The organism is Galbibacter sp. BG1 (genome assembly GCF_013391805.1).
Lineage (GTDB): Bacteria > Bacteroidota > Bacteroidia > Flavobacteriales > Flavobacteriaceae > Galbibacter.
The window spans coordinates 3,164,472-3,179,706 of record NZ_CP058364.1 but is presented as its reverse complement, the minus strand read 5'-3'; the positions used below and the strand labels follow the sequence as shown (position 1 = coordinate 3,179,706).

Annotated in this window: 14 protein-coding genes and 1 other RNA gene; 6 read left to right on the top strand and 9 right to left on the bottom strand. The window is 34.9% G+C overall.

Going from position 1 to position 15,235, the window contains the following annotated elements; translation table 11 throughout:
* Window positions 1–107: 107 nt before the first annotated feature.
* The 3 genes from HX109_RS13745 to HX109_RS13735 form a co-directional block, all read right to left on the bottom strand.
* Window positions 108–1,106: a metal-dependent hydrolase gene (locus HX109_RS13745; RefSeq protein WP_178952973.1), complete on the bottom strand. Its 999-nt coding sequence runs from the start codon at window positions 1,104–1,106 to the stop codon at window positions 108–110.
* A 133-nt stretch (window positions 1,107–1,239) separates the two neighbouring features.
* Window positions 1,240–1,860, bottom strand: a complete 621-nt coding sequence (locus HX109_RS13740; protein ID WP_178952971.1) for a fasciclin domain-containing protein — start codon at window positions 1,858–1,860, stop codon at window positions 1,240–1,242.
* A gap of 262 nt (window positions 1,861–2,122) precedes the next feature.
* A complete protein-coding gene (locus HX109_RS13735; protein ID WP_178952969.1) occupies window positions 2,123–3,739 on the bottom strand; it encodes an ABC-F family ATP-binding cassette domain-containing protein in 1,617 nt (538 codons plus the stop codon).
* Window positions 3,740–3,905: 166 nt separating this feature from the next.
* Between HX109_RS13735 and HX109_RS13730 the strand changes: the two genes are divergently transcribed.
* Window positions 3,906–5,321, top strand: coding sequence for a TlpA family protein disulfide reductase (locus tag HX109_RS13730; RefSeq protein ID WP_178952959.1), 1,416 nt, complete (start codon window positions 3,906–3,908; stop codon window positions 5,319–5,321).
* A gap of 160 nt (window positions 5,322–5,481) precedes the next feature.
* On the opposite strand, the gene fsa is transcribed toward HX109_RS13730, so the two are convergent.
* Together fsa and ffs are read right to left on the bottom strand one after the other, a co-directional pair.
* The gene (fsa, locus tag HX109_RS13725; RefSeq protein ID WP_178952957.1) at window positions 5,482–6,138 is read right to left on the bottom strand and encodes a fructose-6-phosphate aldolase; all 657 of its coding nucleotides are present in this window, start codon (window positions 6,136–6,138) and stop codon (window positions 5,482–5,484) included.
* Window positions 6,139–6,267: 129 nt separating this feature from the next.
* Window positions 6,268–6,366, bottom strand: an RNA gene (gene ffs / locus HX109_RS13720) — signal recognition particle sRNA small type.
* A gap of 89 nt (window positions 6,367–6,455) precedes the next feature.
* Between ffs and HX109_RS13715 the strand changes: the two genes are divergently transcribed.
* Both HX109_RS13715 and HX109_RS13710 read left to right on the top strand, forming a co-directional pair.
* The gene (locus tag HX109_RS13715; protein ID WP_178952955.1) at window positions 6,456–7,508 is read left to right on the top strand and encodes a glutaminyl-peptide cyclotransferase; all 1,053 of its coding nucleotides are present in this window, start codon (window positions 6,456–6,458) and stop codon (window positions 7,506–7,508) included.
* Between the two features lie 55 nt (window positions 7,509–7,563).
* Window positions 7,564–7,956, top strand: coding sequence for an acyl-CoA thioesterase (locus HX109_RS13710; protein ID WP_178952953.1), 393 nt, complete (start codon window positions 7,564–7,566; stop codon window positions 7,954–7,956).
* Window positions 7,957–8,044: 88 nt separating this feature from the next.
* Here HX109_RS13710 and HX109_RS13705 read toward each other — a convergent pair whose 3' ends face one another.
* The 4 genes from HX109_RS13705 to HX109_RS13690 all read right to left on the bottom strand — a co-directional run bounded on the left by HX109_RS13705 (window position 8,045) and on the right by HX109_RS13690 (window position 13,572).
* Entirely contained in the window at window positions 8,045–8,938 is an 894-nt protein-coding gene (locus HX109_RS13705) for a YihY/virulence factor BrkB family protein (protein ID WP_178952951.1), read from the bottom strand.
* Between the two features lie 120 nt (window positions 8,939–9,058).
* Window positions 9,059–11,647, bottom strand: a complete 2,589-nt coding sequence (locus HX109_RS13700) for a phosphoenolpyruvate carboxylase (RefSeq protein WP_178952949.1) — start codon at window positions 11,645–11,647, stop codon at window positions 9,059–9,061.
* 212 nt (window positions 11,648–11,859) lie between these two features.
* Window positions 11,860–12,339 (bottom strand): Lrp/AsnC family transcriptional regulator, encoded by a 480-nt coding sequence (locus HX109_RS13695; protein ID WP_178952947.1) that lies wholly within the window; start codon window positions 12,337–12,339, stop codon window positions 11,860–11,862.
* 99 nt (window positions 12,340–12,438) lie between these two features.
* Window positions 12,439–13,572 (bottom strand): M14 metallopeptidase family protein, encoded by a 1,134-nt coding sequence (locus tag HX109_RS13690; RefSeq protein WP_178952945.1) that lies wholly within the window; start codon window positions 13,570–13,572, stop codon window positions 12,439–12,441.
* A 300-nt stretch (window positions 13,573–13,872) separates the two neighbouring features.
* On the opposite strand from HX109_RS13690, the gene HX109_RS13685 reads away from it, so the two are divergent.
* The 3 genes from HX109_RS13685 to HX109_RS13675 all read left to right on the top strand — a co-directional run bounded on the left by HX109_RS13685 (window position 13,873) and on the right by HX109_RS13675 (window position 15,225).
* Window positions 13,873–14,295, top strand: coding sequence for a helix-turn-helix domain-containing protein (locus HX109_RS13685; protein ID WP_178952943.1), 423 nt, complete (start codon window positions 13,873–13,875; stop codon window positions 14,293–14,295).
* On the top strand, window positions 14,296–14,676 hold the full coding sequence (locus HX109_RS13680) for a hypothetical protein (RefSeq protein WP_178952941.1): 381 nt from the start codon (window positions 14,296–14,298) through the stop codon (window positions 14,674–14,676).
* A 93-nt stretch (window positions 14,677–14,769) separates the two neighbouring features.
* Window positions 14,770–15,225, top strand: coding sequence for an MgtC/SapB family protein (locus HX109_RS13675; protein WP_178952939.1), 456 nt, complete (start codon window positions 14,770–14,772; stop codon window positions 15,223–15,225).
* Window positions 15,226–15,235: the final 10 nt, after the last annotated feature.

Here is a 15,235-nt window from a genome sequence, read left to right as displayed (position 1 = left end):
GTTTAGTGTTTTTGGTTTAGTGTTTTTGGTTTTCGAAAATCTATAGCGTTTAAAAGCTTAAAAATTCAATGTAAACACCTTAATAAATATCTCTAAATCTCAATTCATCAATTTCCTTTTACCCGTTGCCAAAGTTCTTTAAGTAGTTTTTTGGCATCTGCCCTATCTTTTTCGGTTTCTGTAAAACTGATTTGCCCTTTGCCATTCTCATCTATTCTATACTGAAACACATAATCACTGGCATTAGGTTCCATACTCATTAATCCGAATCTTAAATCATTAAAATATAGTTCATTACCCTTTTTAGTGATGCTGTACCAGTCTTTGGAGATATGCACCATCCGCTCAAATTTGTCATTCTCCTTGTATTTAGCTATCAACTGATGGTTCTTAGCATAAGAATTGAACTGAATCTTTTTGGTATCAAAAAAAGAATAAGTCGCCATTAAAAAAGAATCTTTAGCTTCCACGTTTGCACTCCATAAAATAGTATTTAAGGCAGACGGACGGGTATCGATTTGCCTATACTCAATGTTTTGAACTTTTAAGGCTTCTTCAAATTTCTCAAAAGCAATCCATTTCAGTATCAACGTCAGAAATAAATAAGTTGTACTTATTAGGAGTCCGGTTGTATTATAAAAACGTCTTCTTTTAGAGGTTCTTTTTTGGAACATGGCCAGTACCACAAAAATTAAAAAAGGAAGGGTGTAGAGAGGATCGATTACAAAAATAGATTTAAAAGCCAGACGGATATCAAACGGCCAAAACAATTGCGTTCCCCAGGTGGTAAAGGCATCCAGCAGCGGATGTGTAAGTAAACACCAAAAAAACAACCACGACCAGGCTTTTATGTTTTTATAACTTTCAAAACGGGAAACAATCCACCCAAAAATAGGTGCAAAAGTTATGGAAAATAAAATCGAGTGTGTAAAACCTCGATGCATTTCCAAAGCGGTTACAGTATCTGTAAAATTTCCTATAATAACGTCCAAATCTGGGATAGTACCAGCAATAGCGCCGTAAAGCATTGCTTTATTACCTATTTTCTTTCCTAAAACTGCTTCTCCTACAGCAGCACCTAGAACAATTTGTGTAAGTGAATCCATACCACTACAACCATAAGATTAATTACCCAAAAACATTTTTATGTCCAGCTTCATCTGTATAAAAAACAGAAGATAAGTCATAAAAAAAGCTGTCCAAATCTGGACAGCTTTTTAATAAATCTTTACTTTACAATTACGGCATTACTACCGCGTCTATGGCGTGAATTACACCATTGGATGCCATGACGTCTACCTGTACCACAGTAGACATATTTCCCTTAGCATCTTTTAAAACCACTTTTCCATCTTTTACCATGGCAGTTAATTTTTCACCTTGTACAGTTTCTACACTGTAAGAACCATTATTGCTCTTAATTGCTTCTGTTAAAGTTTTAGCATCTACTTTACCCGAAACTACGTGGTATGTAAGAATATTAGCCAAATCCGATTTTTTATTTGGAGCCAATAAACCTTCCACAGTTCCTTTTGGCAACTTTTTAAAAGCATCGTTGGTTGGAGCAAATACCGTAAAAGGACCTTCACTGCTTAAAGTTTCTACCAAATCTGCAGCCTTAACAGCTGTCACCAAGGTAGAAAAATTATCATTTGACGCTGCAACTCCTACAATAGTTGCTTTTTGATCCATTTCTTCTTCCATACGCTCTGTTTTCGCGTATTCGTCTGTTTTAGACATGGCTGCTACAGAATCTTCGGTAGCCTTCTCTGTTTCTTTTTCTTTTTTGTTTCCATCTGCGCAAGAAGCTAAAATAAAAGCTCCTGCCGCACATGCAATAAATAAATTTCTGATTTTCATAGCTTTATGTTTTTATCAAATGTAACTTAAAATTTCTATTGTAAATCACAATTTTGTTTAAACTTTATATAAAATATGTTAAACAAAAAAATTTCATACAGTATTTATATATTATTAAAATTTAGGGTCTACTTAATTTAAGATTAAAAGGATAGAAAACATAACACACTCGCAGTAATATCCAAAGGATATGAAACAAAAAAGCCCGCTAAAAATCAATTCAGCGGGCTTGTGTTTATTTGGTATCGTAGGTTGCTTTTTCTTAAGAGTACATTTTCGAACGCTGCTCTTTAATGCTGGCATCGCTCATATAATCATCAAAAGACAAATAGCGATCTATGGTTCCATTTGGTGTAAGCTCAATAATTCTATTGGCAATGGTTTGCGTAAACTCATGGTCATGGGAAGTAAGCATTATGGTTCCCGGAAACTTTTTTAGGGAATTGTTGAATGCGGTAATACTTTCCAAATCCAAATGGTTGGTAGGTTCGTCCAACATTAAAACATTCCCTCGTATCATCATCATTCTACTCAACATACAACGAACTTTTTCCCCCCCAGAAAGTACGCGCCCTGTTTTTAAAGCTTCTTCTCCACTAAAAAGCATTTTACCTAAAAATCCACGTACAAAAACTTCTTCTCTTTCTTCTTCCGTTTTAGCATATTGGCGCAACCAATCTACCAACGTATCATCATTGTCAAAAAACGAAGAATTGTCTGATGGCAAGTAAGCTTGGGTTGTGGTAATTCCCCATTGAAATTTTCCTGAATCTGGTTTAAGATTATCGTTTATAATTTCATAAAAAGCAGTGGTAGCCCTTGAATCTTTTGAAATAATGGCTACTTTATCTCCCTTTGCCAAGTTAATGTCTACACCTTTAAATAAGGTCTCACCATCGATGCTTGCCGAAAGGCCTTCAATATTTAAAATTTGGTCACCAGCTTCGCGTTCGCGCTCAAAAATAATAGCAGGATAACGTCTACTGGATGGTTTTATATCGTCTACTTTCAATTTTTCCAACATTTTTTTACGGGAAGTAGCTTGCTTACTTTTTGCTACGTTCGCACTAAATCGCTGGATAAATTCATTCAATTCTTTTGCTTTTTCCTCAGCTTTTTTGTTTTGTTGCGCTCTTTGTCGGGCCGCAAGTTGACTACTTTCGTACCAGAAAGTATAGTTACCACTGTACAGGTTTAGTTTTCCAAAGTCAATATCGGCAATGCTTGTACAAACCGCATCCAGGAAGTGACGGTCGTGAGACACCACGATCACTGTGTTGTCGTAATTGGCCAAGAAATTTTCCAACCATGAAATTGTTTCAAAATCCAAGTCATTGGTAGGCTCATCCATAATTAGTACATCTGGGTTCCCAAAAAGCGCTTGCGCCAAGAGCACTCGTACTTTTTGCTTTCCATCTAGATCGCTCATTAAACTGTAGTGCAAATCTTCCGAGATTCCAAGGTTAGACAACAAGGCGGCTGCATCACTATCTGCATTCCAACCATTCATCTCCTCAAATTGAACTTGCAACTCCCCTATTCTATCTGCATTCTCGTCAGAATAATCAGCATACAACGCATCCATTTCCTTTTTAATAGCAAATAGCGGTTTATTACCCATTAAAACGGTTTCTAATACAGGGTGGTCATCGTACGCATAGTGATCCTGTTCTAAAACCGACATACGTTTTCCTGGCTCTAAATGAACATGACCACTGGTTGGATCTTGTTTTCCTGATAATATTTTTAAAAATGTAGATTTTCCGGCTCCATTGGCACCAATAATTCCGTAACAATTCCCTTGGGTAAAGGTAACATTCACTTCATCAAACAACACTCTTTTCCCAAATTGTACAGATAAATTAGAAACTGATAACATTCACAATTGTTTTTAGTTATTCACGCGGCAAAAGTAACAAAATTAAGGCACATTAACAGCACCAAATCAAACGTTAAAAACACTTATTTAACTTCCCCTTAACATTAATCTTTGCACTGCTTTTATAGATTTGTTTTAATTGATGCTTAAAAACATCATATTTTATATGAAGTATACTTTTTTTGCGTTATTTATCGCCCTCACCTATAGCTGTACAGATACTCCAACAAAGGCTTATTTTGCAGGAGAGATTGTAAATCCGAATATGGATTACGTATACCTGCACCATAATAATAAGCTCATAGATTCTTCTTTATTGGATGATAATAATCGGTTTTCTTTTGAAGTTGATGATGTTAAAGAAGGCCTTTACCACTTCGACCATAATGAATATCAATATATAATACTAGAAAAAGGCGATAGTCTTTTAATGCGCTTAAACACCTTGGATTTTGATGAATCCTTGGTTTATTCTGGACTCGGGGCAGAAAAGAACAATTTTTTAATTGATATCTTTTTAATCTATGAAGATGAAGAGCAAGTGGTAAACCGTTTTAGCGAGCTACCTCCAAAGGAGTTTTTACATAAAATAGACTCTTTAAAAGGGATGAAAGAGGAGCTTTTGGCTGACATTAACGCAAGCGAACCGCTTTCCCCAATTTCTATGCATATTGCAAAGGATGCCATAAATTATAGGTATTTTACCGATATGGAAGAATATCCATTTATTAACAAACGAAGAAATGGAACAAAAGGCATCCCAGAACTCCCGGAAACTTTTTACGATTTTAGAAAACAGGTGGATTATAACGATACTTTGTTAACTTATTATCGTCCATACTTCAATTATCTTATTACACATTTCAACAATCTAGCTTACAGTAGTTGCAAGGATAAATGCGATGGAGATATAGATCGTATACAAAACTCCCTGCACTACAGCATCCATAAATTAAAACTTATTGATAAGGCTATTACCGAAAACAAAACTATTCGGGACAATTTAAATAGAAATGTAGCATTCACGTATTTACTGGGTGGGCATTCGGTTGCCAGCAATGAAAAATTTATAGATTCTTTTAATAAATACGCAGGGAACAACCAACATATAGAAGAGGTTACCGATTTTTACGAGAATGTACAGAATCTTCAAAAAGGACTTACCCTTCCTCCCATTCATTTAGTAGACATTAAGGGAAATAAAATCACCATGGATTCTACCACATACGCTAAGAATACGGTTTTCTATTTCTGGAATTTTCATCAAAAAAGCCATCAAGCGAACGTGTTGAATAGAATATCCCGTTTAAAAAAGGAATATCCTGATTACAACTATGTGGGAGTAAACGTTAATAAAGACCGTAAAGAATGGTTGGATAACCTTGAATTTATCTCTAATAAAGGCGACACCTTGCCACAATACCAAACTGACAATATTGACGAACTTCTCGCTACTTTGGTGATTAAGAGCCTCAACAAAATAATAGTTGTAGATAAGAACGGTAAAATTATTGAAGGTTTTGGTGATATTTTTGATGGGCGGAATTTAGAAACGAGCTTAAAAGAAAGTATTAAGAATTAAAAAAGAGGCCGTCCAAAAAATAATTTGATAGTTTCTTTCAGTTAAAGCCGAGTCGAAATTAGTAATCTTTATAGATAATAATTATCAACTGCTATACGTTCGAAAATACAGCTAACTTTTTTGGACGACCTCTTTTTATATTAATGAGGTTAAGTTTCTATTACTTATTCCCTTTATTGTAATCTGCCAAGAATTTCTCAAGACCAATATCTGTTAAAGGGTGATTTAGAAGACCTGTAATGGCAGATAATGGCCCTGTCATAACATCGGCTCCTAATTTAGCACAATCGATAACGTGCATGGTGTGACGCACAGAAGCAGCCAAAATCTCCGTTTCGAATCCGTAATTGTCATAGATCATACGTATATCGGCTATCAATCCTAGTCCGTCTGTAGAAATATCATCCAATCTTCCTATAAATGGAGATACATAGGTAGCTCCGGCTTTGGCAGCTAAAAGCGCTTGCCCCACAGAAAACACCAACGTACAGTTTGTTTTAATTCCTTTATCAGAGAAATACTTAATAGCTTTTACACCGTCTTTTATCATTGGTACTTTTACGATAATCTGTTCGTGTAGTGCCGCAAGCTCTTCCCCTTCTTTAATAATATTCTCGTAATCTGTAGCAATTACTTCCGCAGAAACATCCCCTTCTACTATATTGCAAATTTCCACATAGTGCTTTAAGATTTTATCTCTTCCCGTAATTCCTTCTTTTGCCATTAAAGATGGGTTGGTTGTTACGCCATCTAAAACTCCAAGAGCCTCAGCTTCTTTGATCTGCTCTAAATTAGCAGTGTCTATAAAAAATTTCATGATTTATATTCTTTTACGATTAATTATTCAGTAAAGATACTGCTCTATTTTGTCTTTTTACAGTAAAAAACAAATAGGCTTAACAAAGTTATAATATAATTTTTTGGGAAGGAAAGTAAAAGGCATAAAAAAAGGCAAGCTACCTACATCGCACCGCTACAACCGTATACCCTTGCTGCGTTCCCGCCCTGGGGGATTCTACAGGAGCTGGTCGTGTAGGACTTGCCGGGTGCAAATTTACAAACTTTTTATCTTCACACAATAATTTTACAGTCTAAATTTTATTAAATACCTTGCCTAAAATTCAAAACAAAGTCATGTATTTTTATAAGTTTTTAATCGTCAGCTTTTTAATTGTTTCTTTTGGAGCTTGCAACTCTACAAATTCTTCTGAAAAAAAATTATTTTCCTTGGAAATTAAAGGGAAAACGAATAAAATTCAGCATGGAAAGACCGTAGAAATCGATTTAAGGAATAAAAAAAACAAGGAAATCGATTCGGTATCGTATCAATTGAATGGAAAATCAATAAACGTAAATAACAACTCATTTACCTTAAAAAGCGATAAATTGGGCATCCAGCCACTTAAAGCAACCGTTTATTATGAAGGTACTTCTACAGAAGTTGTTAAAAACATTACTATTCTAGCGGAAGAAGCTCCCAAGGTTTACACCTACGAAATTATAAATACGTATCCACACGATATAAAAGCCTACACCCAAGGTTTGGAATTCCACAACGACACTTTGTACGAAAGTACCGGAAGAAAGGGAATATCTTCCTTACGCAAAGTAGATTACAAGACGGGCGATGTTTTAAAAAAGATAGATTTGGACGATAGTTACTTTGGGGAAGGAATCACCATAATCGATCAAAAAATATATATGCTTACTTGGCAGGCGGGAAAAGGTTTTATATACGACCTAAATACTTTTGAAAAACTTGACTCTTTTCAGTACAACAAGAGTAAGGAAGGTTGGGGATTAACACACACACCTGATGGCGGGAAAATCTATAAAAGTGATGGGAGCGATAAAATTTGGATCTTAAACCCAAAAACGTTGGTAGAGGAAGATTTTATTGAAACTGTAACCAACACTTCTGTTTTTAACAAAGCGAATGAATTGGAATATGTGGATGGAAAAATTTACGCCAACGTGTATTTAAAAGATAGCGCGATGATTATCGATGCTAAAACGGGTGCTATTATTGGCGTTATCGACTTTCGAGGCTTAAAGGATAAAGTAAAGCAACATGCAGATCTCGATGTTTTAAACGGCATAGCCTACAACCCTAAGACTGATACTTTCTTTGTAACAGGAAAAAATTGGGATAAAATGTTTGAGGTAAGCATTAAAGAAAAAAACTAAACCTCATTACCCCCAAAGTCTATACAGGACATAAATTTAGCTTAAAAAGAGAAAATTGAAAGAATTTACACAACTTATACAGGTAAAAGAAGATGATCTGGACGATCTCATGCACGTAAACAATGTAAGGTATTTACAATGGGCACAAGATATTGCCAAAGAACATTGGCAGACCGAGGCTACCCAAGAAATGTTAGACGACTATATATGGATGGTACTTAGCCATTACATAACTTACAAGGGGCAAGCTTTTTTGAATGATGAAATATTACTGAAAACATTTATAAAAAAAGCAGAAGGTGTTACTTCTACCCGCGTAGTTGAAATTTATAATAACAGCACAAACAAACTTTTGGTAAAATGTGTTACCGAATGGTGTTTAATAAACAACCATAGCAAGCGGCCAATTCGATTAACGGAGGATTTGAAAAATTTATTTACTAACTAGCTTGTTTATAGTCTTTTAAATTAGCTTACTTAGATAAATTATTTATATAAAATTTCTAAATTCTCTAAATGAATTCTTCAAAGGTTAATTATAATTTTCCCTCGTTAGATGAAGTTGCTAGGGCATCTACGGTGTTCAACTTTTTCTTTTCCCGGTATTCTGAATACACCATGGTAAATTCTGCTCCCATAAAGAAAATGAGTCCGGTATAATATACCCATAACAATATAAGCACCACAGAACTAGCACCTCCATATACCGATGCAGGGGCCGCCTGACCGAAATAAAATCCTATTAAATACTTACCTAATAAAAATAACAAGGTAGTTACCGACGCTCCGATAAGAGCTGTTTTCCATTTTATTCTTCTATTCGGTAAAAATCTGTAAATAGCAGCAAATAAAATGGTTATAACACCCAATGAAACTAAGAAATTAAGCACGCTTACAATTATGGAAGCAATTTCAGGGTAATTATCCCTTATATAATTATTTAAAACGGAAATCCCCGCAGAAACCAATAAGGAAATAATCAATATAAACCCAATTGCCATAACCATTCCAAAGGAAATTAGCCGATCGATAACCATTTGCTTGAAATTGGAATTTTCTTCTTCAGCATCAAAAATTGTATTTAAGGTTTTTTGCAATTGAAAAAACACCCCTGTGGCACCAAACATAAGAGTAGCCGCACTTATTATAACATTCAGCGTAGAATTACTATCAATACTCGCACTGCTTATCATCCCTTCTATTGCCTTTGCAGGCTCATAACCAATTAAACTTGAAAATTCCTGTGTTATATGGCCTTGTACTGCATCCCTTCCGAAGAAAAGACTTGTTACCCAAATAACTATAAGCAATAAAGATGGGAGTGAGAATAAAGTATAATAGGCAATCACCGCACTTTTAGCAAAAGGATCTAAATCCAACCAGTTGGAAAATGTTTTTTTTACGATGTCGATCGTTGGTTTAAATTTCATATAACGAAGCGATATTTTATCTATGATACTATTAAATATAGAATTTAAAAAAAGAAAAAGCTGTTAAACAATCTACAAAAGATTTGCCTAACAGCTTTTTAGATTTTAAAAATGAATTAATTATGCAGAATTTCTACTGGCATTAATATTTCCAAATAAAGACCTAGTAACCATTCTCTCGTAAATCTCAAGAAGTTCTGGATCTATTTCTTTTTTAGAGTTGTTCATTTCTTGAATTTGCCTTAAAGCATATTGTTGAATGGTAAGCAACGGCAACACAATTCTTTCCCTTACTTGGATGGAAGCTCTCATGGAGCGTGTATCTTCCATTAATTCAGAATACCCGGTAAGTTTCAATAACATGGTTTTACTGCGTTCGTATTCGTCATGGATCATTTTCCAGAAAGGTCCAAATTCCTTGTCTTTCTCCATATACGCGGTAAGCTTAAAGAAAGATTTAGTAAGACTCATCATACTATTTTCCAGTAACGTTCTAAAGAAAGCTGAGTTTTTGTAAAGCGATTGTACTTTATCAAACTCTTTGTTATCCACAAATTCTTTGATAGCAATACCAACACCATAAAAACCTGGTACGTTTTGCTTAAGCATACTCCAACTACTCACAAAAGGAATAGCTCTCAAGTCTGAAAAAACCAATTCATCAGATTTACCTCTTTTAGTAGGCCTACTTCCAATATTGGTTCTGGAATAGTACTTCAACGTACTCATGCGCTCAAGGTACGGTAAGAATTTAGGATGTTTTTTAAAGTCTACATAAGCTTTATAGCTTATTTTAGACAAACGATCCATGGTGTCCCTATCTTCTTTCGATAAGTTGTCATCTTCATCATAGAACACATTATTGGCAATACCAGAACTTATTAATTGTTCCATATTGTACTGGCAAGATTCCGGCGTCCCGAAATTAGAACTTATGGTTTGCCCTTGTATGGTTAATTGTACTTCCTCATTTTCTATTGTTGGGCCTAAGGAAGCGTAGAATTGGTGTGTTTTACCACCTCCACGTGCTGGCGGACCTCCCCTACCATCAAAGAACACAACTTTAATATCGTATTTTCTAGAGATGGCTGTTAAAGCTTCTTTAGCCTTGTAAATACTCCAGTTGGCCATTAGGTAACCACCATCTTTGGTACCATCAGAGAAACCAAGCATAATTGTCTGCTTATTTCCACGACGTTTTAAATGTGCCGCATACGACTTATCGGTGTAAAGGGTTTCCATAACGTTATGTGCGTCTTCTAAATCGTCTACGGTTTCGAAAAGCGGTATCACATCTACCGTTGGTTGTTCCCAATCGCACATTCTAATCATGGCAAAAGCATGCATAACATTGAGCACGCTACCATTATTGCTTATAATGTATCTATTGGAACCTAACTCGCCATTATTTTTTTGAATGGTTTTCATGGCATAGATAGACTCTAGTGTAATCCTGCTCATCTCATGTTTAAACAAACTAGGATTTACCTTTCCAACCACTTTTCCAAGTGCTTTTATCTGCTGTGCTTCAGTTAGTTTTTCATAATTTTTAGGGAAGATATCAAGTCCCATTTCTAAAGACTCCTTTACAATATTAGAAAGCACATCATGATGCACTCTTGAATCTTGACGGATATCTAAACTTGCAAAATGAAAACCAAATAGTTTCATTTTATTGATAAGGTCGTTTATCTCTTCCACGAATAGCGATTGATGTTTCGCCACTAAAATCTCCTTAATCTCTAGGAGGGTATTCATGGTCTCTTCCGCAGAAATAGTAGTTCTACCACTTTCCAAGAAGATATTTTCATACAATTTACCTTCTAAATCGGTAATTAGCTTATCTACATATTTAAAGGTGATGCGTCTACGAAGCTTTCTAACATCCCTGTAATAATTTTTTAAGACTGTACTACGAAGCCTATCTGCCACTTTTAAAGTGATATCCGTAGTTACAAACGGGTTCCCATCCCTATCTCCTCCTGGCCAAAAACCAAGATTCACAACCTGGTTGTTAAGCTCTTGGTCGGCAAAAATATTATCCTGAATATAATTGAATATTTCACTGGCCGATTGATAAAACACATTTTCCAAGTACCATATTAGACTTACCGCTTCATCAAACGGGGTTGGCTTCTCTTTTTTAAAGAATGGTGTTTTCCCTAATTGAGCCAACAGCTTCTTTATGAGGTTGAGATCGTTCGCACGAATCGCCTCGGCCAAATCGGTAATAATTCCCAATACAGAACCGGGGTAAAATTGCGTTGGGTGCGCCGTAAGCACCGGACGTACTTTAAAACGCTCTAAATACTCTTTAAGCTCTGGAAGTTTATTCTTCGCCTCGGCCTCTTCTTTAATATTTCGAAGTGTACCTCTTCCATCCATATTGTTTACTACTGGAAACGTAGCATCTTCTATGGCATCAAAAAGCACTACTTGTCTTTCTATATATTGAATAAATCGGAAAAGAAGATCAAATTTATCCGTCTCTGAAGGTTTGTCGTAATACTTATCAAAAAATCGGTTTACAATCTCAGTCGGATTCTTATTCTCATCAAATCCTTTTTCACATGTTTCGGAAAATAAGGGTAGAAATACACCCGTATTCCCTATTTCATCAAAAGGAAGTGTAATAAAAATACTGTTGTAGATTTGATATCTTGATAAAACACTTTCATTAAATCGGTCAATCTTTGGTTTTCTTAGCATATTATATTTCAATTTTACTTGCAATGTGAGTTTTTAAATTCCATGGCTTTTCAACCTAGAAAATCATCCTAGATTTACGCCAAAATAAATTTGATTACTGTAAATAAGTCGTTTTAAGAACTTTTGTAAACACGACCTGTTCCGTAAAAATACAAAAAACCCTCTCAAAATAAGCATTGAGAGGGTTCGATTATTGTTTTTAAACAGAAATTTTACAAATCGTTAAAAATTGTATGCATTAATCTGCGTTTATCATTGATGCTTTCCTCCAGAGAGATCATAGTTTCTGTTCTAGAAACCCCATCAATATCGTCTACCTTGAAAATAATTTCCTTTGCGTGCTTGGTATCTTTTGCCCTAATTTTACAAAAGATATTAAACTTTCCAGTGGTAATATGGGCAACCGTTATATAAGGAATCTGGTTCAATCGCTCTAAAACAAATTTTGTTTGGTGCGTTTTTTCTAGGAAAATCCCCACGTAAGCAATGAAGGAATACCCTAACTTCACATAGTCCAATGTTAACGAAGATCCTTTAATTATACCGGCATCTTCCATTTTCTTTACCCTAACATGTACAGTTCCAGCAGAAATAAGCAGTTTTTTCGCTATATCTGTGAAAGGAGTTCGGGTATTATCAATCAACATATCAAGGATTTGATGATCTACCTCGTCTAATTTAAATTTAGCCATAGTTTTATATTATCTTTAAAGAATACGCAAAAAAAACAAAAATTTTTGAATTTATCACAATACTCATGTAATTATTTTCTTAACAAATATTCGTTTTTATTAAATTTTCTTTAATAATTCTGTTAAATAAGCTGTATTTAAATCATGTATCTCCACAGAATCCACATCTATCACGCTCATATCTAATTCTTTATGGCCAAAATAGTGCAAGTGCGCTTCTACATGCTCTACAGTGGGTTTAAACTCTACTTTACCATTTATTAATGTTTCTTTATAAAAAACAGCTACATCTTTTGTATCAACTTTATCTTTGTTTTTAAAAGGGAATTTTCTTAAAATAATATCATAGTAAAGTTTTTCGTTCTCTGGAATCTTAAAGTAGGTTTCGTATTTATCCCCAGTAATTTCCGTATTCCCTATAAATACTAGCGCCTCCACTAAGGAAAAAGCTATAAGACGCCTAGTTTCCTCCCGTTTATAGTCATTCGGAAAGTGCCCTGATTCAAATAACAAGGTTGGGACTCCCGCTGATTGAAAGGTATCCCCAACACAATTTAAATTAAAACCATCATCATACCTACCAACTTGATTAGGAATAAAAGTTTGCAGCATTTCATTGAGCTTAACTATCACTTCCATGCTTTTTTTACGATTGGCGGTAACTTTCCGTTCTTTATCTTCTGCAGGAGTTAAAAATGAAACCGTTGCGGGCTTTTTATGTTTGCCAGCACTGAAGATAGTGCGTTGATCGTGCAGATTGAAACAGAAATCTGGTTGAAATTGCTTAAATTCTTTATTTAAAACCCTGCTTTCAGGTTGTGAAAGATTTTGTGCATCCCTATTAAGGTCCACTTCATTCTTGTTAACACGCGTGTAAGCTGTAGCTCCATCTGGATTTAGCATTGGGATTATAGAAAGCGTAAAATGTTCTTTTACAAAGTCCCCAAAACTTTTATTTTGTTTGATAAAGTTAAGCAAATCGAACACAGCTTTAGTGGTCGTAGACTCGTTCCCATGCATCTGCGACCACATGAGGATCTTCTTGGGCCCATTACCGATACTAATTTTATGAATTGCTTTCCCTAAAACAGAATGCCCAATAACATCAACATTGAAATCGTTTTTTAAGTCCTGTAAAAGAGGTTCAATCACATCTAATGTAATATACCTGCCTTCCAATTGAGTCTCTTTGTACGAGCTATAGCTGTATTGAAAATCTTCTTTTAAATCCATAAACTTATTTAAGTTGACAAATGTAAAAAGATACTTGTTTACAATTTTCAACAAGTAAAATACACAAATGTAAACATTGTGATTCTTCGAGCGCAGTAAAATAAATACTTTTGTAAACAGAATCTAGCACTAAAATCTTGATTATTCAATTATTACATTTAAAATACTTATTTTCAGTTTATTATGTGTGTTTATTTAAAGTTTTAATTAGTATTTTAATTAGCTTATCATATTAATTTGGCGGTTTGAATGCGATTGTTTACATTTGTAATGACTAACATTCTTAAACAAGTGTTTACAATGGTAAACAAAGAAGATTTTATTAAAAGGTTGGAAAAGGTGATTGATTATTACGATCTATCTGCCTCTGCTTTTGCCGACGTCATTGGCGTACAACGCTCTTCCATTTCGCACCTTCTTTCTGGGCGCAACAACCCTAGTTTGGATTTTGTGATGAAGATATTAGAGAATTTCCCGGAAGTAGAATTGTATTGGCTTTTAAATGGCAAAGGAAGTTTTCCAAAAGAAACCAAGGCAAAAGTCACTACCCCTCCAAATGAAGATCTTTTTAGCGAAATAAAAGCTGAAGTTATTCCTGAAGCAAAAAGGGAAAATCCTAAACCTACTGAAAATTCCATTATAGCGGGAGAAAAAAAAGAAATTGCCCGTATTGTAGTTTTTTATAAGAATGGTACCTTTGAAGAATATAAAAATGTACCTTAAATGAAGTATTTTGCGATCTTCCTATTGTCTATCATATTGTCCTCTTGCTACGAACGAGAACGTAATTGTACCGAATTTAAGACTGGGGAGTTTGAGTTTAAGCACACTATTAATGGGGTTGAAAAAACCAGCCGATTTATAAGAACAGATTCCATTGAAATTGATTTTTACGAAAATAGTGTCGATACCAATTCCGTTCGTTGGATTAACGATTGTGAGTTTATCGTAAAAAAAATCAATCCTACTTCCAGAAGGGATGCTAAAGCCATTCATATGAAAATATTGACTACCGACAAGGACTCTTACTTGTTTGAATACTCGGTAGTAGGCGATAAAAAGAACAAACAAAAAGGAAGGGCGACCAAAGTCAAGTCACTTTAAGCATACCAAAACTGCTATTCATCATTACTTCGATTTCAAAGCTTGATTTGTGTTTTTTTATGACACTATCAATATTTTTATTAATTTAAGGTAATGGCAATCGATCTAATTACTGAAAATATAAAAGTAAGCGATTTTATTTTCAAAATTGCAGCAGCAACTATTGCGGGGTTGTTAATAGGATTGGAACGTGAATATAAAGGCAAAAGTGCCGGACTCAAAACCAATACACTGGTTTCTATTGGCGCTGCCGTTTTTGTAATAATTTCCTTGCAATACGAACATCAATTTGGCGTTGATGCCACCCGTGTTTTGAGTCAGGTTGTAGTGGGCATCGGTTTTTTAGGTGCTGGGGTGATTCTTCAAAAAGAAAATAAAATAAAAGGCCTTACCACCGCCGCAACTATTTGGTGTAGCGCCGCAGCTGGTTGTTTGGCAGCTACGGGGCTTTATTTGGAACTGTTGGCGCTAAGCGTTTTGGTGGTACTCATTAATTTAATCTTCGGGATTATCGATAGTAAAATAGAAAAGCATATCGATAAAGATTGAATTTAGAAAA